This is a genomic window from Nonomuraea sp. NPDC003201, assembly GCF_053590415.1.
This window is the reverse complement of the sequence record NZ_JBSFTC010000001.1, coordinates 17,961-41,817: the sequence shown is the minus strand read 5'-3', so window position 1 is coordinate 41,817 and position 23,857 is coordinate 17,961. Positions and strand designations below refer to the sequence as shown.

25 protein-coding genes are annotated in these 23,857 nt (G+C 71.1%); 10 read left to right on the top strand and 15 right to left on the bottom strand.

Going from position 1 to position 23,857, the window contains the following annotated elements; translation table 11 throughout:
* Positions 1–13: 13 nt before the first annotated feature.
* Complete coding sequence (locus tag ACWDX9_RS00220; RefSeq protein WP_350723511.1) at positions 14–937, bottom strand: AEC family transporter; 924 nt, start codon at positions 935–937, stop codon at positions 14–16.
* Positions 938–1,015: 78 nt separating this feature from the next.
* On the opposite strand from ACWDX9_RS00220, the gene ACWDX9_RS00215 reads away from it, so the two are divergent.
* Positions 1,016–1,969 (top strand): NAD-dependent epimerase/dehydratase family protein, encoded by a 954-nt coding sequence (locus ACWDX9_RS00215; RefSeq protein WP_449947134.1) that lies wholly within the window; start codon positions 1,016–1,018, stop codon positions 1,967–1,969.
* A gap of 129 nt (positions 1,970–2,098) precedes the next feature.
* Here ACWDX9_RS00215 and ACWDX9_RS00210 read toward each other — a convergent pair whose 3' ends face one another.
* Both ACWDX9_RS00210 and ACWDX9_RS00205 read right to left on the bottom strand, forming a co-directional pair.
* Positions 2,099–4,429, bottom strand: coding sequence for a M28 family peptidase (locus ACWDX9_RS00210; RefSeq protein WP_449947132.1), 2,331 nt, complete (start codon positions 4,427–4,429; stop codon positions 2,099–2,101).
* A gap of 78 nt (positions 4,430–4,507) precedes the next feature.
* Complete coding sequence (locus ACWDX9_RS00205; protein ID WP_449947131.1) at positions 4,508–5,701, bottom strand: cytochrome P450; 1,194 nt, start codon at positions 5,699–5,701, stop codon at positions 4,508–4,510.
* A gap of 107 nt (positions 5,702–5,808) precedes the next feature.
* Here ACWDX9_RS00205 and ACWDX9_RS00200 point away from each other — a divergent pair, with 107 nt between their 5' ends.
* On the top strand, positions 5,809–7,350 hold the full coding sequence (locus ACWDX9_RS00200) for an FAD-dependent monooxygenase (protein WP_449947129.1): 1,542 nt from the start codon (positions 5,809–5,811) through the stop codon (positions 7,348–7,350).
* On the opposite strand, the gene ACWDX9_RS00195 is transcribed toward ACWDX9_RS00200, so the two are convergent.
* The 5 genes from ACWDX9_RS00195 to ACWDX9_RS00175 form a co-directional block, all read right to left on the bottom strand.
* On the bottom strand, positions 7,334–7,618 hold the full coding sequence (locus ACWDX9_RS00195) for a hypothetical protein (RefSeq protein ID WP_449947126.1): 285 nt from the start codon (positions 7,616–7,618) through the stop codon (positions 7,334–7,336). The two genes, ACWDX9_RS00200 and ACWDX9_RS00195, sit on opposite strands and share 17 nt — an antisense overlap.
* 6 nt (positions 7,619–7,624) lie before the next feature.
* Positions 7,625–8,041, bottom strand: a complete 417-nt coding sequence (locus ACWDX9_RS00190) for a hypothetical protein (protein ID WP_449947124.1) — start codon at positions 8,039–8,041, stop codon at positions 7,625–7,627.
* 79 nt (positions 8,042–8,120) lie between these two features.
* On the bottom strand, positions 8,121–9,548 hold the full coding sequence (locus tag ACWDX9_RS00185) for a sensor histidine kinase (protein WP_449947121.1): 1,428 nt from the start codon (positions 9,546–9,548) through the stop codon (positions 8,121–8,123).
* Complete coding sequence (locus ACWDX9_RS00180) at positions 9,545–10,285, bottom strand: response regulator transcription factor (RefSeq protein WP_350723497.1); 741 nt, start codon at positions 10,283–10,285, stop codon at positions 9,545–9,547. Before ACWDX9_RS00180 ends, ACWDX9_RS00185 begins: the two co-directional genes overlap by 4 nt.
* 141 nt (positions 10,286–10,426) lie before the next feature.
* Entirely contained in the window at positions 10,427–11,602 is a 1,176-nt protein-coding gene (locus tag ACWDX9_RS00175; protein ID WP_449947120.1) for a trypsin-like serine peptidase, read from the bottom strand.
* A 435-nt stretch (positions 11,603–12,037) separates the two neighbouring features.
* Here ACWDX9_RS00175 and ACWDX9_RS00170 point away from each other — a divergent pair, with 435 nt between their 5' ends.
* The gene (locus tag ACWDX9_RS00170; RefSeq protein WP_449947118.1) at positions 12,038–12,505 is read left to right on the top strand and encodes a hypothetical protein; all 468 of its coding nucleotides are present in this window, start codon (positions 12,038–12,040) and stop codon (positions 12,503–12,505) included.
* Positions 12,506–12,859: 354 nt separating this feature from the next.
* Here the strand turns inward: ACWDX9_RS00170 and ACWDX9_RS00165 are convergent, their stop codons facing one another.
* Complete coding sequence (locus ACWDX9_RS00165) at positions 12,860–13,327, bottom strand: NUDIX hydrolase (RefSeq protein ID WP_449947115.1); 468 nt, start codon at positions 13,325–13,327, stop codon at positions 12,860–12,862.
* A 10-nt stretch (positions 13,328–13,337) separates the two neighbouring features.
* A complete protein-coding gene (locus ACWDX9_RS00160) occupies positions 13,338–14,093 on the bottom strand; it encodes an XRE family transcriptional regulator (protein ID WP_449947112.1) in 756 nt (251 codons plus the stop codon).
* A gap of 161 nt (positions 14,094–14,254) precedes the next feature.
* On the opposite strand from ACWDX9_RS00160, the gene ACWDX9_RS00155 reads away from it, so the two are divergent.
* Entirely contained in the window at positions 14,255–14,590 is a 336-nt protein-coding gene (locus ACWDX9_RS00155; protein WP_449947109.1) for a hypothetical protein, read from the top strand.
* A gap of 157 nt (positions 14,591–14,747) precedes the next feature.
* On the opposite strand, the gene ACWDX9_RS00150 is transcribed toward ACWDX9_RS00155, so the two are convergent.
* From ACWDX9_RS00150 to ACWDX9_RS00140, 3 genes are all read right to left on the bottom strand, one after another.
* Positions 14,748–14,954 carry a hypothetical protein gene (locus ACWDX9_RS00150; RefSeq protein WP_449947107.1) on the bottom strand — a complete coding sequence of 69 codons (207 nt, stop codon included), beginning with the start codon at positions 14,952–14,954 and terminating at the stop codon, positions 14,748–14,750.
* A 2-nt stretch (positions 14,955–14,956) separates the two neighbouring features.
* A complete protein-coding gene (locus ACWDX9_RS00145; protein WP_449947104.1) occupies positions 14,957–15,265 on the bottom strand; it encodes a hypothetical protein in 309 nt (102 codons plus the stop codon).
* 123 nt (positions 15,266–15,388) lie between these two features.
* The gene (locus tag ACWDX9_RS00140) at positions 15,389–16,411 is read right to left on the bottom strand and encodes a LacI family DNA-binding transcriptional regulator (protein WP_449947102.1); all 1,023 of its coding nucleotides are present in this window, start codon (positions 16,409–16,411) and stop codon (positions 15,389–15,391) included.
* A 176-nt stretch (positions 16,412–16,587) separates the two neighbouring features.
* Between ACWDX9_RS00140 and ACWDX9_RS00135 the strand changes: the two genes are divergently transcribed.
* Together ACWDX9_RS00135 and ACWDX9_RS00130 are read left to right on the top strand one after the other, a co-directional pair.
* Complete coding sequence (locus ACWDX9_RS00135) at positions 16,588–18,009, top strand: glycoside hydrolase family 43 protein (protein WP_449947099.1); 1,422 nt, start codon at positions 16,588–16,590, stop codon at positions 18,007–18,009.
* Positions 18,010–18,099: 90 nt separating this feature from the next.
* Positions 18,100–19,488 (top strand): hypothetical protein, encoded by a 1,389-nt coding sequence (locus ACWDX9_RS00130; protein WP_449947096.1) that lies wholly within the window; start codon positions 18,100–18,102, stop codon positions 19,486–19,488.
* Between the two features lie 49 nt (positions 19,489–19,537).
* On the opposite strand, the gene ACWDX9_RS00125 is transcribed toward ACWDX9_RS00130, so the two are convergent.
* Together ACWDX9_RS00125 and ACWDX9_RS00120 are read right to left on the bottom strand one after the other, a co-directional pair.
* Positions 19,538–20,863, bottom strand: a complete 1,326-nt coding sequence (locus ACWDX9_RS00125; protein ID WP_449947093.1) for a hypothetical protein — start codon at positions 20,861–20,863, stop codon at positions 19,538–19,540.
* A 103-nt stretch (positions 20,864–20,966) separates the two neighbouring features.
* A complete protein-coding gene (locus ACWDX9_RS00120; RefSeq protein WP_449947091.1) occupies positions 20,967–21,983 on the bottom strand; it encodes a CapA family protein in 1,017 nt (338 codons plus the stop codon).
* Positions 21,984–22,158: 175 nt separating this feature from the next.
* Here ACWDX9_RS00120 and ACWDX9_RS00115 point away from each other — a divergent pair, with 175 nt between their 5' ends.
* From ACWDX9_RS00115 to ACWDX9_RS00100, 4 genes are read left to right on the top strand one after another with little or no spacing between them, the layout of a single operon-like run.
* Positions 22,159–22,584 (top strand): Hsp20/alpha crystallin family protein, encoded by a 426-nt coding sequence (locus ACWDX9_RS00115; RefSeq protein ID WP_449947089.1) that lies wholly within the window; start codon positions 22,159–22,161, stop codon positions 22,582–22,584.
* Positions 22,585–22,599: 15 nt separating this feature from the next.
* Positions 22,600–23,184, top strand: a complete 585-nt coding sequence (locus ACWDX9_RS00110) for a hypothetical protein (protein WP_449947086.1) — start codon at positions 22,600–22,602, stop codon at positions 23,182–23,184.
* 6 nt (positions 23,185–23,190) lie between these two features.
* On the top strand, positions 23,191–23,553 hold the full coding sequence (locus tag ACWDX9_RS00105) for a hypothetical protein (RefSeq protein ID WP_449947083.1): 363 nt from the start codon (positions 23,191–23,193) through the stop codon (positions 23,551–23,553).
* 53 nt (positions 23,554–23,606) lie between these two features.
* Positions 23,607–23,855, top strand: coding sequence for a hypothetical protein (locus ACWDX9_RS00100; protein ID WP_449947081.1), 249 nt, complete (start codon positions 23,607–23,609; stop codon positions 23,853–23,855).
* Positions 23,856–23,857 lie beyond the last annotated feature (2 nt).

Sequence of the window (23,857 nt, the reverse complement as noted above, 5' to 3'; positions counted from 1 at the left end):
GTCTTCATGGTAGTCACCCGAGGACCGCGCCGATCGCGGTCATGATGGGGATGGACAGGCCCGTGGTCAGCAGCACCGCGCTGCGGGCCAGGCGCCGGGCGGTGTCGTAGTTCACCGCGTACACGTAGATGTTCTGCGCCGTCGGCAGGGCGGCGAAGAGGGTGGCGGCCAGGAGCGCGCTGCCGTCGAGGCCGAGGACCAGGCGCGCGGTCAGGTAGGCGACGGCCGGTTGGACGAAGGCCTTGAGCGTGACCGCGAGGAAGATGTCCTTGCCGACGCCGTTCGCCTCGGGGGCCGCGGGGGTGCGCTGGGAGCCGTACAGGCTGAGGCCGTACGCGAGGAGGGCGACGGGCACGGCCGCGCCGCCGAGCAGCTCGACCGGGCGCATGACCAGGACGGGCAGGGAGATCCCGGTGATCGCCAGCACGAGCCCGAGGAGGGAGGCGACCGTGAGGGGGTTGCGGAAGGGGAGGAGCAGGGCCGCGCGCACCGAGCGGGCCCCCTTGTCGAGGATGAGGAAGGAGACCGGGGTGAGGACGATCAGCTGGAAGAGCAGGATCGGGGCGACCAGCGCGCCGTCGCCCAGCACGTAGATCGCGATGGGCACGCCGAGGTTGCCGGCGTTCACGTACGACGAGGCCAGCGCGCCGATCGTGGCCTCGCGGCGGTCGCGGCCCCAGGCCAGGCGCGCCACCAGCACGTAGACGAGCTGGACGCACGCCACCGCCACCACCTCGGTCAGCAGCACCGGCGAGAAGAGGATGTGGAGGTCCGCCCGGGACACGGTGGCGAACATCAGCGCCGGGGTGGCCACGAAGAAGGCCAGGCGCGACAGCACCAGCTCGTCGCTGGCCCGCAGCAGGCCCCCCATCCCGATCAGGTAGCCGATCACGGCAACGGACACCAGGGCGGCGAACGCCGCGACAACCCCCGACACTGACCAACCTCCGAAATGGGACGTTCAGCAGCGTATCGGGATGGTTGACCGGCGAAGCAGCGGGTCTACGCTGTGCGCATGCGAGTAGCGGTGATTGGCGCCAGCGGTCATATCGGCACGTACCTCATCCCCCGGCTGGTCGAAGGCGGACACGACGTCGTGGCCGTGAGCCGGGGCAAGCGGGAGCCCTACAGCCCGCACGGGGCCTGGCAGCGGGTCACCCAGATCACCGCCGACCGCGACGCGGAGGACGCCGACGGCACGTTCGGGCGGCGGATCGTGGAGCTGGAGGCCGACGTCGTCATCGACCTCATCTGCTTCACGGAGACCAGCGCCCGCGACCTGGCGGCGGCGCTGACCGGGAAGGTCCGGCAGTTCCTGCACTGCGGGACGATCTGGACGCACGGGCCGAGCAGCCGGGTGCCGACGACCGAGGACATGCCCAAGCGACCACTCGGCGAGTACGGCAAGCAGAAGGCCGCCATCGAGGCCCACCTCCTCGAACGCGCGCACCGCGACGGCTTCCCCGCCACGATCATCCACCCGGGCCACATCACCGGTCCCGGCTGGGTGCCGGTCAACCCTGCGGGCAACGTCGATCCGGCCGTGTTCCAGACGCTGGCCGACGGCGGCGAGCTGGCGCTGCCGAACTTCGGATTGGAGACCGTCCAGCACGTGCACGCCGACGACGTGGCGCGGCTGTTCGTGGACGCCATGGTCAACCCGTCGGCCTCCGTGGGCGAGAGCTTCCACTCCGTTGCCACCAGCGCCCTGACGCTGCGCGGTTACGCCGAGGCGGTGGCGGGCTGGTTCGGGCAGGAGGCGCGGCTGACGTTCCTGCCGTGGGAGCGGTGGCGCGAGACGGTCTCGGAGCGGGACGCGCAGATCACGCTCGACCACATCTCCTACAGCCCCCACTGCAGCATGGAGAAGGCCGAACGGCTGCTGGGGCACCGGCCCCGTTACGCGCCGCTCGAGGCCGTCTCCGAGGCGGTCGACTGGCTGGTCCGGGCGGGCACCATCACCCGCTGAGGCCGGGCGTCTTCCTATCCGTTTCCGTAATCGATTATCCGCCACCGTTCGGAGGGGGCGTTTCTGCCGACCACGACGTCGTAACGACGTTCCCCGTCCGGCTCCGGCCCCGCTTCCTCTTAAGGAAATTCAACCTTCCGATCGCCTCGCGCTGATCTCGTACGTACGGGTGACCGCCACGAGGTCGCCGTCCTCCCGGGTCGCCGCCACCACGCCCTTCGGCCTCGGGACGAATCCGGGAACCCGCTGGAGCCCGTCGGTCTCCGCGACGGCGGTCAGCCGGAACCGGTCCGTCCCCGGGACCCGCAGCGAGATCTCCGCTCCCGTGTCGGGCAGGCCGCGGAAGCGGATCTCACCTGGCCACGTGTTGGCCCGGACGCCGGTGACGTCGACGCTCATCGGTGTCAGGCCGTCGGCGGCGGCCGTCGCCGCGGCGATCGGGCGCTCGACCCGCAGCGTGACCGAGCGCGCCGCCCTGCCGGCGGTCACGCGGAGCCGGACCGTGTCGCCGTCGCGGCCGAGCACGGTCACCCGGGGCTCGGCGGCGCCGGCCGCCGCCGGTGCCCGTCCCGTCCAGAGCGAGGTGCCGCGGGCGTAGCCGGGTGGCAGTGGTGTGGTGTCGTGGCCGGACACGTACCTCCTGGTCCAGGCGGGCGGCTCCGCGTCGGCGCTGACCCAGCTGGCGGTCCTGGTGTCGGCGTCCATCACGTACGCGAGGTGCGTGCGCAAGGGGTTGGCCGGGTCGAAGCCGTCCCGGGCCAGGCCGATCGGCACCAGCAGCACCGCGAGCCCGGCGGCGGCGAGCGGGACCAGGGACTGCCTGCGCTCCGGCAGGCACAGCTCGGCGATCGGCAGCACCGTCAGCCCGAAGACCGCCAGCACCAGCGCGGGCACCCCGCCGAGCGCGAGGCCCATCCCGTCGAACGCGGTCCTGGCCAGGGCGGGCAGCAGCGCCGCCGCCACGACCGCGCCCAGGGTCACCGCCGTCACCTGGAGCACCGCCACCTGGCGGGCCGCGCCGCGCAGCAGGATCGCGGCCGTCCCGCCGAGCGCGCAGAACAGCGCGGGCAGCGTCAGCACGTACGACATGCCCGGCGCGACCTGGGCGCACAGCAGGCCGAGCGCGGCCGGCCAGGCCAGCGCGCCGACAGCCAACGCGGCGGGGCCGAGGCGGCGGCGCAGCGGCAGGTACCAGCAGAGCAGCGCCAGCGCGGCCAGGATCACGACGGCCGCCTGGAACGCCTGCGGCCGGTGCAGCAGCCCGCCCATCCCGTCGTACGCGGGCCGCCAGGCCACCAGCACCTCCCACAACCCCTGCGCCAGGGCCGCCGCGAGCAGCAGCGGCACGACCCCCGACGCGGCGGCGACGGCGAGCCGGGGCAGGCTGAGCAGCCGCCTTCTCCGGGCCAGCGCCGCCAGCCCCGCGACCGCCGCCGCCGCGAGCCCGGCCAGGGGCCAGACGAGCGCGTTCGGGTACGTGACCATGGTCCCGAAGATCCGGAAATAGGTGAGGTCATGGTCCGCGTCCAGCGTTTCGAGGTCGGCGCCGCCGAGCGCGCGGGTCAGCGCCAGCATGTTCGAGCCGTGGTGCTGCAGGCTGCCCCGGTCGAGGTGGGCGAGGGAGTCGTCGGCGGTGTGGTAGCGGGAGGAGCCCTCGATGTAGGCGAAGTTCATGCCGGTGAAGCCGCTCTCGGCCATCGGGGTGAAGTCGGTGTTGTTCGGGAGCAGCCGGTACAGCTCGCCCAGCGTGGAGTCGCCGCGCGGGTGCGGCACGGCGCCGGCGAACGTCCCGACCAGCCCGGCGTTGTTCCTGGACGTCTGGAACATCAGCGACGGCCCGCTCACGCCCCGGGCCTCCCAGTTGAGCAGCACCCCTCCCTTGCGGCCCAGCGGGTGCTCCCTGACGAACGCCTCGGCGCCCAGCACGCCGTCCTCCTCGCCGTCCGACATCAGCAGCACGAGGTCGTTGCGGAGCGCGGTGCCCTTGAGCGCCCGTACCGTCTCCAGCATGGCCGCGACCGCGGCGGCGTCGTCGGAGGCGCCCGGGCCCATGGCCGCGGAGTCGTAGTGCGCGGCGATCACCACCGTCCCGGTCGGGTCGCTGCCCTTCGCCGTGGCCACGATGTTGTCCACCTGCCCGAACGACGCCAGCCCGGCCGACGTGTTCGCGCCGATGGCCCGCTGCACCCGCACGTCGAGCCCCGCCGCGCGCAGCTGCCCGGTGAGGTAGTCCCTGGCCCGCTCACCGGCCCGGCTGCCGATCGGGCGCGGCTCGGTGGCGAACCTCTCCAGGTGGCGCAGCGCCCGCTCCGCGCTGAACTCCCCGTCCGGCGCCGAGGCGGGCAGGGGCTGCATGGTGCTGTCCGCCATGGCGGTCAGCATGATCACACCGGCCAGCGCGAGCAGGGCGCACAGCCCCGCCAGCGCCCGGCGGGGGACGTCGAACAACTTTCCCGTCATGGCCAGGAACGCTAGGTACGCGGGCCATGGCGGCGGAATGATGCGCGTGCCCGGATCGACCTGCGGTTTTCCGCAGGTCTACCAGGCCACCTCCAGGGAGCTCATGCCGTACACGATGTGGGAGGAGCGGAAGTCCGCGGCGCCCGCCTCGCGCAGGCCCGGGAAGCGCTGGAGCAGCGCCGGGAAGGCGATCCGCAGCTCCATGCGCGCCAGCGGGGCGCCCAGGCAGTGGTGGATGCCGTGGCCGAAGGCGACGTGTCCGGGAGCGCCGCGGGAGATGTCGAACGTGCCCGCGTCGGGCATGAGGGCGGGGTCGCGGTTCGCGGCGGGCAGGGCGCAGAGGACCAGATCACCGGGCTGGATGGTACGGCCGCTCAGCTCGACCTCCGCCGTCGCGACCTTGGTCGTGCCCGAGTTGACGATGCTCAGCCAGCGCAGCAGCTCCTCCACCGTGGCGTCGATGCGCTCGGGCTCCTTCCTGAGGAGTTCGAGCTGCTCGGGGTGGCGCAGCAGGGCCAGGGTGCCCAGGGCCAGCATGTTGGAGGTGGTCTCGTGGCCCGCGAACAGCAGCAGGCTGCCGATGCCGACGAGCTCGTCCGTGGTCAGGTCGTCGCCGTGCTCGCGTACCAGCATGCCGAGCAGTTCCTCGCCCGGGTCCTGCTGGATGCGCTGGACCAGGGCCTCCATGTACGTGCGCGCCTCGAACTGCAGCCCCAGCCGCTCCTCGCCGGGCACCGACAGGTCGAGCATCCTGCTGGTGCGGCGCTGGAAGCCGTCCCGGTCCTCGTACGGGACGCCGAGCAGCTCGCAGATGACCAGCGACGGGATCGGCAGCGAGAACGACGTGACCAGGTCGGCCGGCGAACCGGCGGCCTCCATGGCGTCCAGGTGGTCGTCCACGATGCGCCTGATCCGGGGCTCCAGCCGCTGCATCCGCCGGTTCGTGAACTCGGGGGTCAGCATCTTGCGCAGCCGCGTGTGCTCGGGCGGGTCCACGCCGAGGAGGTTGCCCGCCTGGATCTTGGCTAACTGCTCGGGGGTCATCTCTGGCGCTCCGGGGAGGCGTGCCACCGTCTGCTGGGCGATCCTGAATCGTTCGGCGTCGCCGAGGACCTCGCGGACCTCCGCGTACCTGGTGACGAGCCAGACGTCCAGGCCGAACGGGGTCGTGACGCGCCTGATCCCCTCCTCCTCCCTGAGCGCCGCCAGCTCGGGAGCCGGGTCGAACCCCACCCGCCGCATGTGCAGCGGCATCGTCGAGGACTCGGTCATGCAAACCCCTTGATGATCGTCGGTTGAGGCGTAAACCGTAACAACCCCCCAAGCCGGTCTCCAGTGCGCCCGCGCCGGGGTTGCGGGGGTGTGGGGGAAGGGACAGCATGATCCTTACGACGGGGAGGGCGGTTCCTGTGGATGTGCCGGTGTTGGTCGCCGGAGGCGGGCCCGTGGGGCTGGCGGTCGCCGTGGAGCTGGCGTACCAGGGCGTGAGGTGCCTGGTGGTCGAGCCGCGCGAGGAGGTGTCGTGGCTGCGGCCCCGCGCGAAGACGACGTCGGCGCGTTCGATGGAGCTGCTCCGGAGATGGAGCCTGGCGGAGCGGGTGCGGGAGCGCGCCCCGCTGGCCGTCGGGTGGTCGGACCAGGCCGTGTTCGTCAGCAGCCTGCTCGGACGGGAGGTCACCAGGATCGGCGGGTGCTTCGGGCTGGACCTGGTCGGCTCCGAGCTGGCGGCCGAGCCGGGCCAGCAGGTGCCGCAGCCGCTGGTGGAGGAGGTGCTGCGGGAGGCCGTCGGCGACGCGCTGCTGACCGGATGGCAGGTGGCCGGGCTGCGGGAGGACGCCGACGGGGTGTCGGTGCGCATCGCGTCCGCCACGGGCGAGGAGCGTGCGGTACGCGCCCGGTACGTGGTCGGCTGCGACGGCCCGCGCAGCGTGACCAGGGCGGCCATCGGCGCCCGCTACGAGGGCCGCCAGGACGCCAGGCCCAACTTCAACATCGTCTTCCGCGCCCCCGGGCTGGCCGAGCGGATGCCGCACGGCCCCGCCGTGCACTACTGGGTGCTGAACCCGGCCCAGCCCGGCATCGTCGGCCGCCTCGACCTGGAGGACACCTGGTGGTGCATCGCCCAGGGCGTCCCCGCCACGGGCGTTGATCCGATGCGGCTGGTCCGCAATCTGGCGGGTGCCGACATCGAGGCGGAGATCCTGGCCACCGACCCGTGGACCGCGCGGATGCTGCTGGCCGACCGGTACGGGAGCGAGCGCGTGTTCCTGGCGGGCGACGCGGCGCACCAGAATCCGCCGTACGGGGGGCACGGGTTCAACACCGGGATCGGGGACGCGGTCAACCTCGGCTGGAAGCTGGCCGCCGTACTGCACGGATGGGCGCCCGCCACGTTACTGGCCACCTACGAGACCGAGCGCCGCCCGGTCGCCGCCGACACCATCGAGGCCGCCGCCGCGAACATGGCCACCCTCGCCCCCGAGCTGGCCGACCCGGCGCTGATGGGGGAGGAGGCCGAGTTCGAGAAGGTGCGGCCCGCCGTGGCGGAGGCGGTGCGCAGGACGAAGGACAGCGAGTTCCACAGCCTGGACCTGGTGCTCGGCTACACGTACGAGGGCTCGCCCGTCGTCGCCGAGGGCACCGGGGAGCGGCTGCCGCACCGGTGGCTGGCTCCCGGCGTGTCCCTGTACGACCGGCTGGGCCGGGGCTTCAGCGTGGTCGGGGACCAGCGCCTGCCCGGGGCCGTGGCGCTGGCCGAGGAGGCGCGGGAGCTGGGGGTGCCGCTGCGGGCCGTGGACCTGCCGGGCATGCCCCTGACGCTGGTCCGCCCCGACCAGCACGTGGCCTGGCGCGGCGAGCATCCCGACGGCGTTATGAGGCGGGCGCTCGGTCACGGCCCTTCCGTCAGCAGCCGCCCTTGAGGACGGCTCTGCGTATGAGGATGCATTGGGGCCCGTTGGCGTTGTTGCTGCTGCCGTTGATGGTGTTGCCGGTGTTCACGGAGCCGTTCGCATTCTCGAAGTTGCCGCTGTTCAGCTGCCGGCCCACGCTCCGGTAGTTGCCGCTCTTCCAGGAGTTGCCGCTGTCCTTGGGGATGCCGTGCCCGAGAGCGGGAAAGGCGGGTGCCAGCGACAACATCAGCGCGAGTTGCGTCGCCACCACCCCGGTTCGCCGTCTGAAGGTCGTCATCGCCGGTCACCGGGAAATGGTCTGGGAGCCGTTGGCATTGTTGCCGCCGTTGATGGTGTTGCTGCTGTTCACGGCGCCGTTCGCATTATCGAAGTTGCCGCTGTTGATGGGATTTCCCTCATTGTGATAGTTCCCGCTGTTGGTGGAGTTCCCGCTGTTCTCCGCGCCGTTAACACACTTGGTCGGAGAATTGGGCGACGGCGAGTTGTAGGCGATCAGCCGATTTCCGCAGAAAACGCCGGGAAGCGCTCTGAGCACCGTACCCAGATCCGCGCCGACCAGCTCGGTGAGCAGGGAGCTCCCGTCGGGCGGCGGCTCGGCCGACGCGGCGGTCGGGGCCAGCAGCACACCGCACCCGAACGCGAGGCCCGCAACAATCCGTACGAATGCCCTCAATGCGCTGCCCGCCATTTCTCGCGACATGATCCACTGAAACGTAGCACCGGGGGATGGCTCATCACGGAAAGCCCTCCAAAGGGTCGCGATAACTCGCCGCAAAAAACTACTTCCGGGTCCGGCCCGGCGGCAGGCTGAGCGTGAACACCGTGTTCCCCGGCTCGCTGCGTACCTCGACCCGCCCGTCGTGGGCCGCCGTGACCGCCGACACGATGGCCAGTCCCAGCCCGCTGCCGCCGGCCAGCCGGGAGCGCGACCCGTCGCCCCGCCCGAACCTGCCGAACACGTGGGGGAGCACGTGCCCGGGAATGCCCGGCCCGTCGTCCGCGACCTCGACGCGCACCCGCTCCCCGAGCCGGACCGTCGCGGTGACCGTGGTGCCGGGCGGGGTGTGGGTACGGGCGTTCGCGAGGAGGTTGGTCACCACCTGGTGCAGGCGGTCGGCGTCTCCCAGGACCAGGGCGGGCTGGTCGGGCAGGCTGATCAGCCAGCGGTGGCGGGGTGCGGCCGCGTAGGCGTCGCCGACCGCGTTGACCACGATCGGCGACAGGTCCAGCTCCACCCGTTCCAGCGGGCGGCCCGCGTCCAGCCTGGCCAGCAGCAGCAGGTCCTCCACCAGCGTGGTCATCCGGCCCGCCTCCGAGCGGATGCGGCCGAGCGCGTGCTCCGTCTGCGGCCCGTGCCACTCGCCGCTGCGCCTGGTCAGCTCCGCGTAGCCGACGATGGAGGCCAGCGGCGTGCGCAGTTCGTGGCTGGCGTCGGCGATGAACCGCCGCAGCCTCGTCTCGCTCTCGTGCCGCACACCGAGGGCGGTCTCGACGTGCCCGAGCATGCGGTTGAGCGCGCCGCCCACCTGCCCGACCTCGGTGTGCGGGTCGGTGTCCACCTCGGGCACGCGGGCCAGGCGCACGACGTCCCCGGTGGCCAGCGGCAGCTCCGACACCCTGGCGGCGGTGGCCGCGAGCCGTCCGAGCGGGCGTACGGCACGGCGTACGAGCAGGGTGCCGGCGACGGCCGTCAGCGCGACGCCTGCCAGCGTGACGGCGGCCTCCACCACGACGAGCCTGGTCAGCATGGAGTCCACGGCGGTCATGGGCAGCCCGGTGACCAGCACGTCGCCGTCGGGCGTGCGGGCGGCGGCCATCCGGTAGGCGCCCAGCGGACCCAGGTCGACCGTCACGGGCTCGCCGGTGACGGCGGCGAGCGACGGCGGCGCGGGCAGCTCCCGCACGGTGGCGATGCCGGTCAGCACGGCGGCCCGCCGCACCACCCCCTGGCGGATCCGCGCGCCGAACGTGCCCTCGGCCTGACCGGGCGACAGCAGGAACGACACCTCCCGGGCCTGCGGCGGCGGGTCCTCCCGTTGCGCCGCCGCGCTGGTCGAGCGGCGGGCGGCCGAGGTGACCTGGCTGTCGAGCCGGTCGGTGAGGAAGTCGTGGAACAGCAGCGTCGTCGCGGTGGCGATGACGGCGCAGACGGTGACCAGCAGCGCGATCGAGGAGACCACCAGCCTGGTCTCCAGCGACATCGTCATCCGGCGGGTCTGAGCGTGTAGCCCACTCCGCGTACGGTGTGGATCATCGGCTGCCGCTGCGCGTCGATCTTGCGCCGGAGGTAGGAGATGTACAGCTCGACGACGTTGCTCTGGCCGCCGAAGTCGTAGGCCCACACCCGGTCGAGGATCTGCGACTTGCTGAGCACCCGGCCCGGGTTGTGCATGAGGAAGCGCAGCAGCTCGAACTCCGTCGGCGTGAGCCTGATCTCCTTGCCGTCCCGCCGTACCTGGTGGGTCTCCTGGTCCAGCGTGAGGTCCCCGACCACGAGCCCGGCGTCGGCCCGCGCCTGGGCCGCGCCCGAGCGGCGCAGCAGGCCCCGCAGCCTGATGACGACCTCCTCCAGACTGAACGGCTTCGTGACGTAGTCGTCGGCGCCGGCCCGCAGTCCGACGAGCCGGTCCTGGAGCGAGTCCAGCGCGGTCAGGAACAGGATCGGCACGCCCGGCAGCACCGCGCGCAGCCGGGGAAGGAGCTGGATCCCGTCCATGTCGGGCAGCATGACGTCCAGGACGATCGCGTCCGGACGGAACCCGCGCGCCGCGCGGATGGCCTCGCTGCCGTTGTGCGCACTGCGGACGTCCCAGGACTCCTGGCGCATGACCATGGAAAGGAGCTCGGTCAGCGGAGGCTCGTCGTCCACGACGAGGATGTTGATCGAGCTGCCGTCCGATCGGCGCACGGGCTCGGACCGGGAGTTCGGGCTGGTCGTGTGCATATTCGTGACGATGACCTCCCTCTATGAAGGTTTGATGATGCCTGCTTGTGAATCGCCTGTGAGCTGCTCCCGGGCGATGCGCGGAAGGGCCCGGCGGCGTGCCGGGCCCTTCCTACGCGAAGCCGTCACCCCCTTATTCGGTCAGAAGAGCTTCCCGGACCAGACATTGGCCGCGGAGGCGTAGACGCTGTAGGTCTCGGCGTCGAAGTACGGCGAGCTGATGTAGTCGACCCGGTCGTTCTCGTCCTGGTCGTAGAACGCGCTGGTCACGCCGTTGAGGTAGCCGAGCCGCTTGGCGCTGCTGTACTTCAGCAGCCACGGCCCGCCGTCGGCGCCGGCGGTCATGGAGCACTTCAGCCCGACGTGCTCCTCGATCTTCTTGGCGGCCGAGCCCACGGTCTTGGCCGTGGTCGTGCCGTAGCACCACTTGGGCGTGACGCCGGTGAACGGCTTGTTGCCGTCGGGCTGCGCGGCCTGCGGGTAGCCGAACACGTAGTGCGCCTTCTTCAGCGGCTGGTTCCAGGAGATGCCCTGGCCGCCGACGTTGTCGCCCAGCCGGCCCGCGTCCGTGGCGTCGATCACGTGGTACGTGTTCGACGACCGGTCGTAGTAGCCGTGGTCGGCCTTCGTGGTGTCGGTGCCCGGCTTGGCCCGGTCGGCCTCGTACTCGGACCTGGTGACGGTCGAGTCCTTGACGGTCACGCCGTTGTAGACCGAGACGAACGCGTAGTCGCGGTCGTAGTCCTCGTACACGCTGTAGTCGTAGTGCACGAACGCCTGCTTGCCGACGTAGACCCCCCACGGGGCCTTGCCCTGGTAGTAGCCGGGCACGAAGACCCAGTTGTCCATGAGCTGCTCGTCATTGGCCGTGTCGTACACGCAGTGGCCGGCCGTGGCGACCACGTTGGCGTACTTGCCCTGGATGGAGGAGGCCGAGCACCAGCGCTTCTTGCCCGCCGAGTCGACGAAGAAGACCTTGCCGACGGTCTTCGGCAGGTTGACGTTCTTCGACTTGGTGGTGGTCGTGGTGGTGCCGGTCGGGGCGACCGAGCCCGCCTTGGTGTCGGTGGACGGGGTGCCCGTGGAGGTGAGCTTGTCGACGTCGGTGGTGTCCTCCTCGATGTAGGTGGCGGCCTTCAGCGCGGCGCCGTTGTTCTCCAGCCAGTAGGCGGCGATGCCCTTGGCGGTGGTGATGCTGACGCTCTCGGTCGGCTTCACGTGCGGGGCGGCCTGCGCGCCGCCCGCCAGCGAGGCGCCGAGCAGCGCCGTGGCGGCCAGCCCGCCGCCGACGGGGGCGAGGGCGTGCTTGATCTTCAAGGGGGTACTCCTTGCTCGTCGCGGGAACGCCATGAGCGTTCGGTGCGTCTGTGAGGCAGGAAGGTATCCCTCTCAGCCCAGCCTTTATGTCCCCCTATGCCCGGATTTAGCTGGCACACAGCTTGCCGTGATCGTGCCGTGATCTCATTGGAGATCGCGTCGCCACGCCGATTCCCCAGGGCGGCCGCCGAATCTGAGAACGAACCCGGGAAGAATCTGAGAATCGCATAAGAGAAATTATGTGTTGCAGATCACTGACCCCAGGTCGAGGCCGCTACCTGCGCTTATCCAATACATAAGGTGGGCACAGGCGTTTCTCAGGTTGGCTCGGCAGGGTGATTGGCGAGGGAAGACCTTCGGGGCTGAATTCAGATGTTCGGCCAGGTCCGTCCCGGATTGGATTCGTATCCAGTGCGCTTCTCCAAGCCTTTCGCCGTGACCCTCGCCAGCGCCGCCCTGCTGACGCTGCCCCTGTCGGGCGCCGCGTTCGCCGACGCCAGGCCGCAGCCGGCGGCCACCGCCAAGGCCCCGCAGCCGACGCACTCGAACCCCGTCACGCCCACCGTGCCCCAGGACCAGCTGGTCAAGGGCCGCGACGACGCTCGCAGGTTCGCGCTGAAGGTCTCCGTCGACCCTGACCGGGTGCGCGCCGGCGACTCGTACGACGTGACGATCGCCGCCAAGGGCCTGCGCTCCGGCACGGCCGTCGTGACCAGCCCCGAGGGCAAGAGCTACCGCGTGACGCTCTCCGACGGCGAGGCCACCAAGACCCTGACCGTGCCGTCGAAGGCCAAGCCCGGCAGCAAGACCGTGACCGTCAAGGTCGGCAACCAGACCGCCACGGCCTCCTTCGACGTGCTGGCCCCCCGCCCGCAGCGCCACCGCAACCACGACGGCAAGTAGTAGGTGGGCCAGGGGCCACCCACCCGTTGCCCATCTGGGTGGTGGGCCCGCTGACACCCGCCCCGGACAAAGGGCTTCGCCGGGGGCGCTTCGCGCAGGGGCTCAGACGCCCCTATTCAGGCGCCTCCGGCGCACCCCCCCGCGCCTCCGGCGCCATCGTCCCCGCCCGTTGACCGGTTGGATGGTGGGCCGTCTGCTGCCCACCCCGGACCGGCTCGCCTTCGGAGAATTTGTGGGCCGGGGAGTATGGGGCGACCTATTGCCAGAGAAGAACGGCGCCGAGCTTGGCAAGCGGTTGCCGGGGCTGGTCACTAGAGCGTTCTACGGCGCATGGCGGCTACGGATGGCCTGGGTTCAATCAACGTGGGGATGCCTCTGCTCCAGGTAGTCGTTGAGCTGCCGCCACTGCGTGGGGTGAATGTCCAGCAAGTGCAGTTCACCTGGCTCAACCCACCGCACATCGCTCGCCTCGTCGTTGGCCTCCGGCTGACCGCCGACCGGGCGGGCGATCAACATGACCTCGTACTCCTGGCGGATCTCGCCGTCCGTGTAGGCGACGATGTGACCAGGGTCGGAGTAGATCCCAAGGATGCCCACCGGCTCGACCAAGACTCCGGTCTCCTCTTCGGTTTCCCGTACGGCGCACTGCGAGGGCGTCTCACCGATCTCCATCTTGCCCATCGGCAACGCCCACTGGCCCGTGTCGCGACGGCACTGCATGAGGATGCGCCCCGCGTCGTCCACGGTGACCGTCCCACAGGCCGGTACGAGACTGTTCGCCTTGGGTGCGCTCGGGTCGTTCCAGTACTCGACTCGTCCCATGAGGTGCCTCTCAGATCTCCGCGCCGGACCACGGAACGGCTCCGGCCCAGACGCGCTCGAACGACGACATGTAGTGCTCGGCCATCGTCCCGCCATCGAGGCGGCGGAAGTGGAAGGTCGGGTTGGCCGAGGCCGGTTCTCCGTATACGTGTGGATTGACCAGGACGTCATCGTCATAGCGGAACAGCGAGGCGTACGGCGTGGTGGAGTGCAGACGGACCTCGCAGCCATCCAACTCGGGCAGCGCCCGGTAGTAGGTCAGGGAAGAGCGGATCTTGGCGGCCAACGTCCCGCCCAACCCTTCTTCGCGATCGCGGGTCTCGACAGACTGGGCGGTGGGATCTCCGAAGCACAGCCTGATCGCGACACCGCGTTGCGCAGCCTCGGCCAGTGATCGAGCGATCTTCGGCTGCGTCTGGGCGTAGAACGTCCCGGAGAAGACCAGGACGTCCACCCGCTCCTGAGCGTCGGTCAGGAACCGTAGCCACAGCTCACGAGGCACGCTGGCCCGGTCGGGAAAGACCTCCACGAGTTCCGACCTGTTCGCCCGGCCTCGGCGCGCTTGACTGCTCTCCAGCACGTCAGGCCACAGGTACGTCTCGTCAGCGGTCAGCAGCTTCGCCGCTGCCCACCTGTGCCGCCGGTGCGGGACCCGGCCTGTGTTGATCCAGCGCTCGACCGTCTTGGGCCCGACGCCACACGTCTCGGCCAGGTCTTCCAGGGCCACACCGTGGCGGAGCATCGCTGTGCGTAGGCGCTCGTTCACGCATTCCAGTGGACGTTAACGTCCGGGACGTTGCAAGGCCGTCTCGGGACGTTTCTCGGTGGCTCAACACGTCCCGACACCGGGCTGCGGCGAAGTTCAAAGGTCCCGCCCACCTGGCTTCACTTGGTCGTACTGGCACCGAAGTCACGGGAGGTAGGTGGATGTATCCACAGCAAGCGCTGCGCGGCCCACAGGTCGTCACGTCGCTGGACGCGGCGCAGCAGTTGCAGCGGGCGTTAATCCACCTGAACATCTCCAGCGACGTGCAAGACGGTTACGGCATCGCCCTCGTCTCCGTCTGGGTCGGCCTCCTCGTCTGGTGCCGCCACGACGCCTTCTGGTGGCGTACGGGCTGGGAGCCGGGCCGAAAGCGTGCCGTCTATGCCAGGCACCCGCTCCCGGATCCAGGCAGAGCCGCACGGCGTATCGCTATGCGTTACGCGGAGCTGCGCGGGGCGCATCCGCACTCGCCGTTGGTCGCAGGGGTGCAACCATGAACGCGACCCTGCAGCACCTGCTCAGCAGGTTCCCCGGGTGGCAGATCACAGACATGGCCGGCGGCTGGGTCGCGATCCGCACCCACTTGGTACGTAGTGATAGCGGGCTCGCCAACGTCCGCTGCGGAGCGACTTTGGAGGAACTGGCCAGGAACCTTCAAGCCGAGTGCAGGCTCCAGAATTCGCATTCACCTGCGGTAGACCAGTGATTCGATGACGACCCGGCCCACAACGCAGGGTCTCCAGTCCCGAAGCTCTGGTAGTGGCGCGGCAGCAGGTTCTTCTTGAGTATCTTGGGCACCGCGTCTGGGCCGATGCGTCGAAGGTCGTCGACCACCGGCGCCGTGAAGACGACGTCGGACACGTTTACTCGTCGTCCGGGATGGCGGCCAGCGATTCGCGAGTGTGCCCGAAAGCGCCCAGCACCTCATCGAGCGAGACCCGCTCCCCCGTGTCAGTGACCGACCGAGCGAGCACCACCGCCAGATCCCGCAGATCGGCCGTCGCCGCCTCCAACTCGTTGAGCCGGCGGATGCTCACCACGGCCGCCACCGGCTGGTGCCGGCGGGTGAGCACCAGATCGATCCCCTGCTCCGCCTCGGCCACCAGGCGGGCAACCCCTCGCTGGGCCGCCTCGGTGACGCTCAACTCGGTAGCGTCGTGCAGGGCAGTCACGCATCAACTGTAACCGCGCCGGTCCCTGGCCGCCGCCATCCGATCCACCCACGAAGCGAAGGCCTCTGGCAGTGGTTCGACCACCAAGGTTCATGTGCGAGTAGGTGAACTTGAACAAAGTGGTCACGACGGCCGGGGTGGAGCGGTGCTCGATCGTGTGACCAGCTCGGTCGGCAGCTCGATCCGGCCCGGGGCGCCGTCGGTGAGCAGTGCCGTCAGCGCCGCAGCGCCCAGCTCGGGCCAGGGCTGGCGGACCGTGGTGAGGGCCGGTGTGACGTGCGCGGCGGCCAAGGAGTCGTCGAAGCCGATCACGCTCACGTCGTCGGGCACGCGCAGCCCGTGCTCGCCCAATGCCTGGTACACCCCGACGGCCATGGAGTCCGAGCAGGCGAAGACGGCGGTCGGCAGATGGGGGAGGGAGGCGAGCAGGCGGCGGGTGGCTCGTAAGGCATCGCCCTGCTGGAAGTAGCCGCACGCCTCCCACCGGGGATCGGCCCGGAGCCCGGCCGCGACCATGGCCTGGCGGTGGCCGGCCAGCCGTTCGGCCGCGCACGGGACCCCGGGGCGGCCCGTGACGACGGCGATCCGCGAGTGACCGAGGGCGATCAGGTGCTCGGTGGCCGCCCGCGCGCCGTCCAGGTTGGCCGAGGCGACGGCGGGCAGGCTGGACGGCGGCTTGCGGCGCGGGTCGACGATCACCGCGGGGATCCCGCGGTCGGCCAGCCAGGCCCGCTGCGCGGCGGTCGGCGACGTGCGCACGAGCAGGACGCCGGCGCTGTCGCGGGCGCCGATCCGGTCCAGCCACGCGGGCGGGGGCTGGCCGTGCTTGGTGCGGTCGCACACGGCCGAGACCACCAGGTCCACGCCCGCCCGCCAGGCCGCGTCCTCCACCCCGCCCAGGATCGCCAGCGCGTACGGCGAGTCGAGGGCCTGCAGCATGACGTCCACCATGCTCCCCCGCGCGGGCCTGACCCGCTGCCTGGGGTAGCCGCGCCGCTCCAGCACCTCGGCGACCAGCCGGCGGGTGTGGGCGGAGACGTCGGAGCGGCCGTTGAGAGCTTTGGAAACGGTTGCAACGGACACGCCGGCCTCGCGGGCGATCACGGCCAGTTTGGGCAACTGCTGGGGCTGGTCCTCGACCGTCATGACCCCCACTCTCCCCGCCGCGCCTGGGAATCGCCAGGCCAGCGCCCCGAAAATTTCGAATTTCAGGCATGACGGCCTGCTCCCGGCCGTCGGCGGGTATCCGGGCCATTTGACGGCAGGTGCATGCGGGTGCGACGTTTCCTGCAACCGATTGCAGCACCGCCAAGGAGTGAGGGATGACGACCTACCGCAACCCCGTGCTGAACGCCGACTGGTCCGACCCCGACGTGCTCCGCGTCGGCGCGGACTTCTACTTGACCGCCTCCACGTTCACCAAGGTCCCGGGCCTGCCTATCCTGCACTCGCGCGACCTGGTCAACTGGACGATCATCGGGCACGCCGTGACGAGCGGCTATGACGACGTGCGGCCGGGTTGCGGCGTGTGGGCGCCCTCGCTGCGCCACCACGACGGGCGGTTCTGGATCTTCTACGGCGACCCCGACGTGGGGATCCACGTGGTGAGCACGGAGGACCCGCGGGGTCCGTGGACCGCGCCGCACGTGGTGAAGCCGGGCGCCGGGCTCATCGACCCGTGCCCGCTGTGGGACGACGACGGCCAGGCGTACCTGGTGCACGGCTGGGCCAAGAGCCGCGCCGGCGTGAACAACCGGCTCACCCTGCACCGCATGTCGCCGGACGCCCGCGAGGTGCTGGACGCGGGCACGCTGATCATCGACGCCGACCTGCTGCCCGGCTACCGGACGCTGGAGGGCCCCAAGCTCTACAAGCGCGACGGCACGTACTGGGTCTTCGCCCCGGCGGGCGGCGTGGAGCAGGGCTGGCAGTCGGTGTTCCGGGCGAGCTCGGTCTTCGGCCCGTACGAGGACCGGATCGTGCTGGAGCAGGGCGGCACCGACGTGAACGGGCCGCACCAGGGCGGCTGGGTGGACACCCCGTCGGGCGGGCACTGGTTCATGCACTTCCAGGACCGCGGCGCCTACGGCAGGGTCGTCCACCTGCAGCCCATGACCTGGGAGGAGGACGGCTGGCCGGTCATGGGCGCGGACGGCGAGCCGGTGCCCGGCAGCCCCGTGCCCGTCCCCGGCGGCACGCCGGCCGAGCCCGCCACCTCCGACGACTTCGCCGGGCCGGAGCTCGGCCTGCAGTGGAGCTGGCAGGCCAACCCCGACCCCTCCTGGTGGGAGCTGCGGGACGGCACCCTCCGACTGGCCTGCGCGCCGGGGCCGGAGGACCTCAGGGAGCGCCCGTCCGTGCTCGGGCAGCGGCTGCCCGGCGACCCGTGCACGGTCACCACCGGCCTCACCCTGGACGGGGAGGGCCGGGCGGGACTGGTCGTGCTCGGGTTCACCTACGCCTACGTCGGGCTGGAGCGCACGGCGGGCGGGACCGTCCTGGTGTGCGGGGGCATGGAGCCCCTGCCCGTCAAGGACGGCGCGCACGTCACCGTCGGCGCGCGGATCGGGGAGAACGCGCTCGTCACGTTCCTGGCCGACACCGGCGACGGGCTGCGCGAGGTCGGCGCTCCCTTCCAGGCCACGCAGAGCCGGTGGGTGGGGGCGGTGCTGGGCCTGTTCGCGGCGGGGGACGGCGCGGGCCGGGCGGTGTTCGACGCGTTCACCGTGGACGTCGAGAGGTAGCCCCACAGAGTAATCGGACAACTACCTCTGGTTACCATAGATGGTGCATATGCGCATCGAATGGTGCGGATCACTCCAGGGGGGCTGGAAATGACTGATGACACCCGGGCCGACAGAGCGGGGCTCGACACGGCGGAGGTGGACGGCGAGGAGGTGCTGCTGCACAGCCAGGACGACCCGGTGGCCGCCGCCGCCGTGGACGCGGCCGTCGAGAGCGAGCTGCTGGACGAGTCGTCCGTACGGGAGGCCGTCGAGGTCGAGTGGTCGGCGGCCAAGCGGGAGAGCGGGCGCCAGATCGCCGGGCTGTCGCCCCAGGCCCAGGACCGCGTACGGCGGCTGCAGAGTGAGCTCGGCACCATGGGCGCGGAGGTCTGGCCGGTCTCCAGGTGGTGGGGTTTCGAGATCCACCTCAACGAGAGCGCCGCGTTGCTGGTCGCCGAGATCCCGCAGCTCGTCGGCGAGACCGCGGCCACCGTGCTGGGCTCCTGGCTCGCCCCGCACATCGAGCGGCAGGTGCGCGCCAAGGCCGACTGGATCACCTCGGTCGCCCGGCCGTACGGCGTGAAGCTGGTCTCGCCGTGGGTCGCGCCCGCCATGCTGGTGCCGGCCCGCGAGGACCGGCGCGACGGGGAGCGGCTGTACTGGACGGTTCACGAGCCCGGCGAGGGATGGACTCCTGACCAGACGTTCGTCGAGCACTTCAGCGTGTCGGCCCCGGCCCTCGCCGAGTTCCAGGACGGGCTGGTCCTCGTCCACCGCGGCGAGGTCGACGATCCCAGCCTGTGGTGGACGGTCTACGACGCCCAGGAAGGGTGGAGCGCGGACCGGAGACTGCCCGGGCACGTCAGCGACTCGGGCCCGGCGCTGGCGGCGTACGACGGGCGGCTCTACTGCGTGCACCGCGGCGACGGCGACGACAACCTGTGGTGGACGCGGTGGGACGGCTCCACCTGGAGCCCCGACGCCAAGCTCCCCGAGCACCCCAGCGCCTCCGCCCCCGCGCTGGCCACGTTCGACGGGCAGCTCTACTGCGTGCACGCCGGCACCGACTCCACCCTGTGGTGGACGCGGTGGGACGGCTCCTCCTGGAGCCCCTGCACCCAGCTGCCCCAGCACGCCTGCCGGTCCAACCCGGCGCTGGCCGTCTGGCGGGGCCACCTCTACTGCGTGCACACCGGCAAGGACTCCAGCCTGTGGTGGACGCGCTGGGACGGCTCCGCCTGGACGCCCGACCAGAAGCTGACCATGCACTCGGCCGCCGAGGGCCCCGCGCTGACCGTCTACAAGGACCGCCTCTACTGCGTCCACCGCGGCGCGAGCGACCAGCGCCTGTGGTGGACCGTCTTCGACGGCTCCTCGTGGAGCGCCGACGAGCGGCTGCCCGGCCATCACAGCGCCGAGGCCCCGGCCGCGATCGCCTACCGCGACCGGAACGCCACCCGCGACCAGCTCCTGGTCGTGCACCGCGGCACCCGCTAGACACGAAGAGGCGCCGGCCCGCGTGCGAGCCGGCGCCTCTTCGCCACCGCTACCAGCCGGCGAGCTGCTCCAGGAACCAGTCGATCAGCACCTCGGAGACGTTGCCGTGCTCGGTGTTGGCCGTGTCGCAGCAGAACGCGTCCAGGAATGTCTCGTCCTTCGGCAGCTCGGTGAGGTCCCTGCACAGGTCGGTCTGCCACTGGTACGGGTCCCTGGCCAGGGCGATGGCGCTGACCGCGGGCACGAAGCAGCTGTGGCGGAACCGATCCTGGACGGGCAGCCCGATCGCGTCGGCCACTCTGCCCCACGAGTCGAGCGTGCCGCCCGGCGCCCCGTCGAACGCGGCCACGTGCGAGGTGGCGCTCGTCCACGTCGGGGCCCCGAACTTGACCGTGCCGACGTTCTGCAGCTGGCCCATGTCCGGCTGGATCTTGGCCGTGAGCTGCAGCGGATCGTAGTGCAGGTCGAACACCGGCGTGCCTGGCGGCAGGTCGCGCCCCGTGCCGTCGCCGACCCCGTTGGCCAGGCCCAGCTTGTACGGGCGGATCGGGAACCAGCCGACCCGGCGCAGGTCGTCCAGGAAGTCCGTGCGCAGCGGGCTCGCGGTGGTCACGGGGCCCGAGTAGTCCTCGTTCTCGACCCAGGCCCACAGGAGCTGCTGCGCGGCCGGGCTGCGGATCAGCTCGGCCTGCCCGGGGCCGTTCGCGCTCGGCTCCAGCGATTCGTGCAGGTAGGCGAGCTGCTGGAGCACCAGCGGGATCCAGGCGCCGAGGTGCGGGGTGTCGTAGGAGAAGTACTTGTCGGTCTGGTGGTCGGCACCCTCGGTCTCCATGCGCGCCAGCGCATACCTGGTGACCATGCCGCCCATGCTGACGCCGCCGACGACCAGCGGGAGGTCGCCCTGCCGCTCCCCGATGGCCCGCTGGACGCAGGTGACCGCCACGGCGGCGTTGGCCTGGATGTACGTCTGACGCTGGTCGAAGCCCAGGAGGATGACGTCGATGCCCATGGTCCGGAGCTGGTCCAGGAACCCGGGGCTGCGCTCGCTGTTGAAGTGGGCCCACAACGCGTCCAGGTCGCTGGGTCCGTAACCGAAGCCGTCGGCGAAGATCAGCGGCCGGGTCAGCGCGGCGTGCCCGTCGGCCAGATAGATCGCGGCCCGCCCGGTGGCCGTGCGCCCCAGGTGCGGCTTGTCGCCCACCAGCTCCCAGACGCGGTCGGGCCTGGGCGCCTCGCTCACGCGGGGATGCGGGGTCGAGAACCAGATCCCCTGCTCGCCGAGCGCGTCCGCGATCCGCTCGGACTGCTCCTCTGTCAGGCTGTTCCTGACCGACTGGGCTCTGCTCTCGACGTCGATTCTCGGTTCGTGCGCCATGTCGATCCTCTCGCTAGGTGCCGGACCCAAAAGGGCCACTGACCCCCACCATATGGTCACTGTGGGTAATTGATCGCGTACCCGAAGTGGGTGGCGCGTCCGGTCAATCCACCTGTGGCCGGAGATCGACGGTGAGCGTGCCGGCCTCCGACCTGACCTCGGTGCCGAGGTCGGCGCAGGCGGCGGTGAACCGGGCCCGGATCCAGCGGGTCTCCATGTCGTTCGCGATCCTGGTACGGCAGTAGTCCAGCGCGATGGGGACGGCGCGCAGCCGTACCGGGCCCTGCTCGTCCAGGGTGACCAGGAAGATCAGCCCGAGGTCGTTGCGGAGTTCGGGGTCCACGATGTAGTCGTCGATGAGGTCGCCCAGGTCGTACAGGACCGGTCCGGCCACCCCGTGGAAGACGTGCGCGGAATGCCCGGCCACCAGGGACGCGCCGGCCTTCACCAGGGCCCGGGCGGCGCGGCGGACGTGCGTGACGGGCTTGGAGGTCATGTTCGGGCCCCAGTGGACGCAGACCAGGACGAGGTCGGCGTCCAGGCTCCCGATCGTGCTCGTGAGCCGGTCCGGCACCCCGTAGCCGAGGTCGGCGTACGCGACGCCGGGCCTGCGCTCGGTGGCCGCGAACTCGGGGGGATGGTCGGTGACGCCCAGCACCGCCAGCCGGAGATCCCCCACCTTGAGCTCGGCGGGCTCCCAGGCCCGGGCCAGGTCGGCGCCCGCGCCCACGGTGCGGATCCCGGCAGCCGCCAGGTGGTCGAGGGTGTCGAGGAGGGCCTCGTGGCCGTAGTCCAGGGCGTGGTTGTTGGCCAGCGTGACCGCGTGCACGCCCAGCTCCGCCAGCATCGCCGCGGCCTGGGGCGGGGCACGGAAGTGGAACGCCTTGCGCAGCGGGTCCCAGCGCCGGCCGCGGGCCGAGACGCAGCATTCGAGGTTGAACAGGACCAGATCGGCCCGGGAGAGCACCGAGCGCACGCCGGTGTCGAAGAAGTCGTCCGGGTCGGCGGTCAGGCTCAGCCGCTCGGCCACGCCGCGGCCGAGCATGGTGTCGCCCGCGAGCGCCAGCGTGACCGATTCCCCGGCGCCCGGGCCCGGCATGGTCCCCGTTCCGTCGGTCATGTCCACCCAGCTTCCCCGTCCGATGGCTTCGACACACCCTCTGACCTGCGACGGAACCGTTCATGACGGAAGATTGCGGGTACGGGATGAATTTGGAGGAGGGGGACGACGGTGTCCCTCACGTCACGGAGGTGAGAAAGCAGTGGCTTTGCCGATAAGGCGCAATCGCGGAGCGATGCAGGCGGGTGTTCCCTGGCAGAGGCGGTCCTGGGATCCCTTCACCGAGTTCGAGCAGCTGTGGGATCAGATGGGGCGGCTCTTCGAGCAGGGCGCGGAGAGCGACATGGCCGCCTGGCGGCCGGTGGCGGAGACCGAGGAGACCCCGGACGCCTACATCGTGCGGGCGGAGCTTCCCGGCCTGAAGCGGGACGACATCAACGTCGAGGTCAACGACAGCGAGCTGTGCGTGTCCGGGGAGATCAACGAGGAGGAGAAGGGCCAGATGCTGCGCCGGCGCACCGGACGGTTCGTCTACCGGACGATCCTGCCGAGCGACGCCGACACCGAGCACATCGGCGGCGAGCTGACGGACGGCATCCTGATCCTGCGCGTTCCCAAGACCGAGAAGGGCCGCGCCCGCCGCATCGAGATCAAGGGCTGACACCGGGGGAGGCGCATGGCCGGCACGCAGGCGTTCTGGCTCGGCGCCGCGCGAGGGCGCGACGGCGCGGAGCCGGGCAGCGCGCAGGAGCGCTACGGCGAGGAGCTGCGCAGATGGCGGCATGCCTTCGAAGCCGTGCACGGCGAGCCGGCCGCGGGCGGCGTCACTCTGGACCCGCTGCACTTCGCACTGGGCGCATGGGAGGTGGCCACGCGCCCGGTGGCGGAGCACGCCTACGTACGCCGCCACCCACGGGTGCTCGACGCGACCTGTCACCGCCCGGAGGAGGCGCCGGGCCTGCTGGCGGTGGTCGAGCTGGCCGCCCCGCTCCCGTTCCCGCTGCCGCGGGGCTGGTCGAGCTGGCAGCGCCAGGAGCCCACCTACGTGCCGCCGCCGTACGAGCGGCCGACCGCGCTGAGCACGCTGGAGCTCCGCGTGCCGCTCCCGGTCGAGCGCCTGCCCACGCCCACCCACGCGCGGGCCGCGGGCCTGCCGAACCTCGACGACGCCCAGGCCTCGCTCGAAGCGCTCCTGGCCGAGCTGAACGCCGTGGTCAACCCGTTCCTGCACGAGCTGGAGGAAGCCGATGCGGCGAGGTGATCCAGGATGAACAGGCGCGACGACGATCCTGAGGACGAGTTCTTCGCTCCCGTGCTGCGCGAGCCGCCGCCTCCCGAGGACATCACCTCCTCCGGCGTGGTGAGCGACACCGGCGTGCCCGACGTGCACGGAGGCGGCCATGGCGAGTGGCCGCAGGCGCCGCCGCCGTCGAGCTGGCTCGGCGTGCGCCTGCTGGCGGCCGCGCTCGGGCTGCTGGTGGGGGTGGTTCTGACCGTGCTGGCCCTGCTGGCCGCGCGGCCGCTGCTCGCGGTACCGCCTGCCCTCGTGGCGCTGGGGGCCGCCGTGTATCTGGTGACGTTCAGCGTGCGGCGCTCGCACGCGGACGGCGGCCCTCCGACGTTCGGATGAGTGCCCTCTGGGTAAGCGCCCAGTTTGAGGTCAGTCGGGGCAGAGGAGCAGAGATGTCTCTCATCGATCTTGAATGCGTCCGCCAGTTGCTGCAGTCGGAGGAACCCGACGCCACGTTGGTGTTCGTCCGGGGTGACTGCGTGGTCCTGCCGGCCGATGAGGTGGATGACGCGCACAAGGGCCTGGTCATCGCTCACCGCGACGAGCTCGCGGCCCGGCTGCCAGAGGGCGGCCTGAGCGAGGAGGCCCTGGAGGACCTGGCGATCAGGCTGGACAACATCGCCCGCGACCTGGGCGCCTAGCC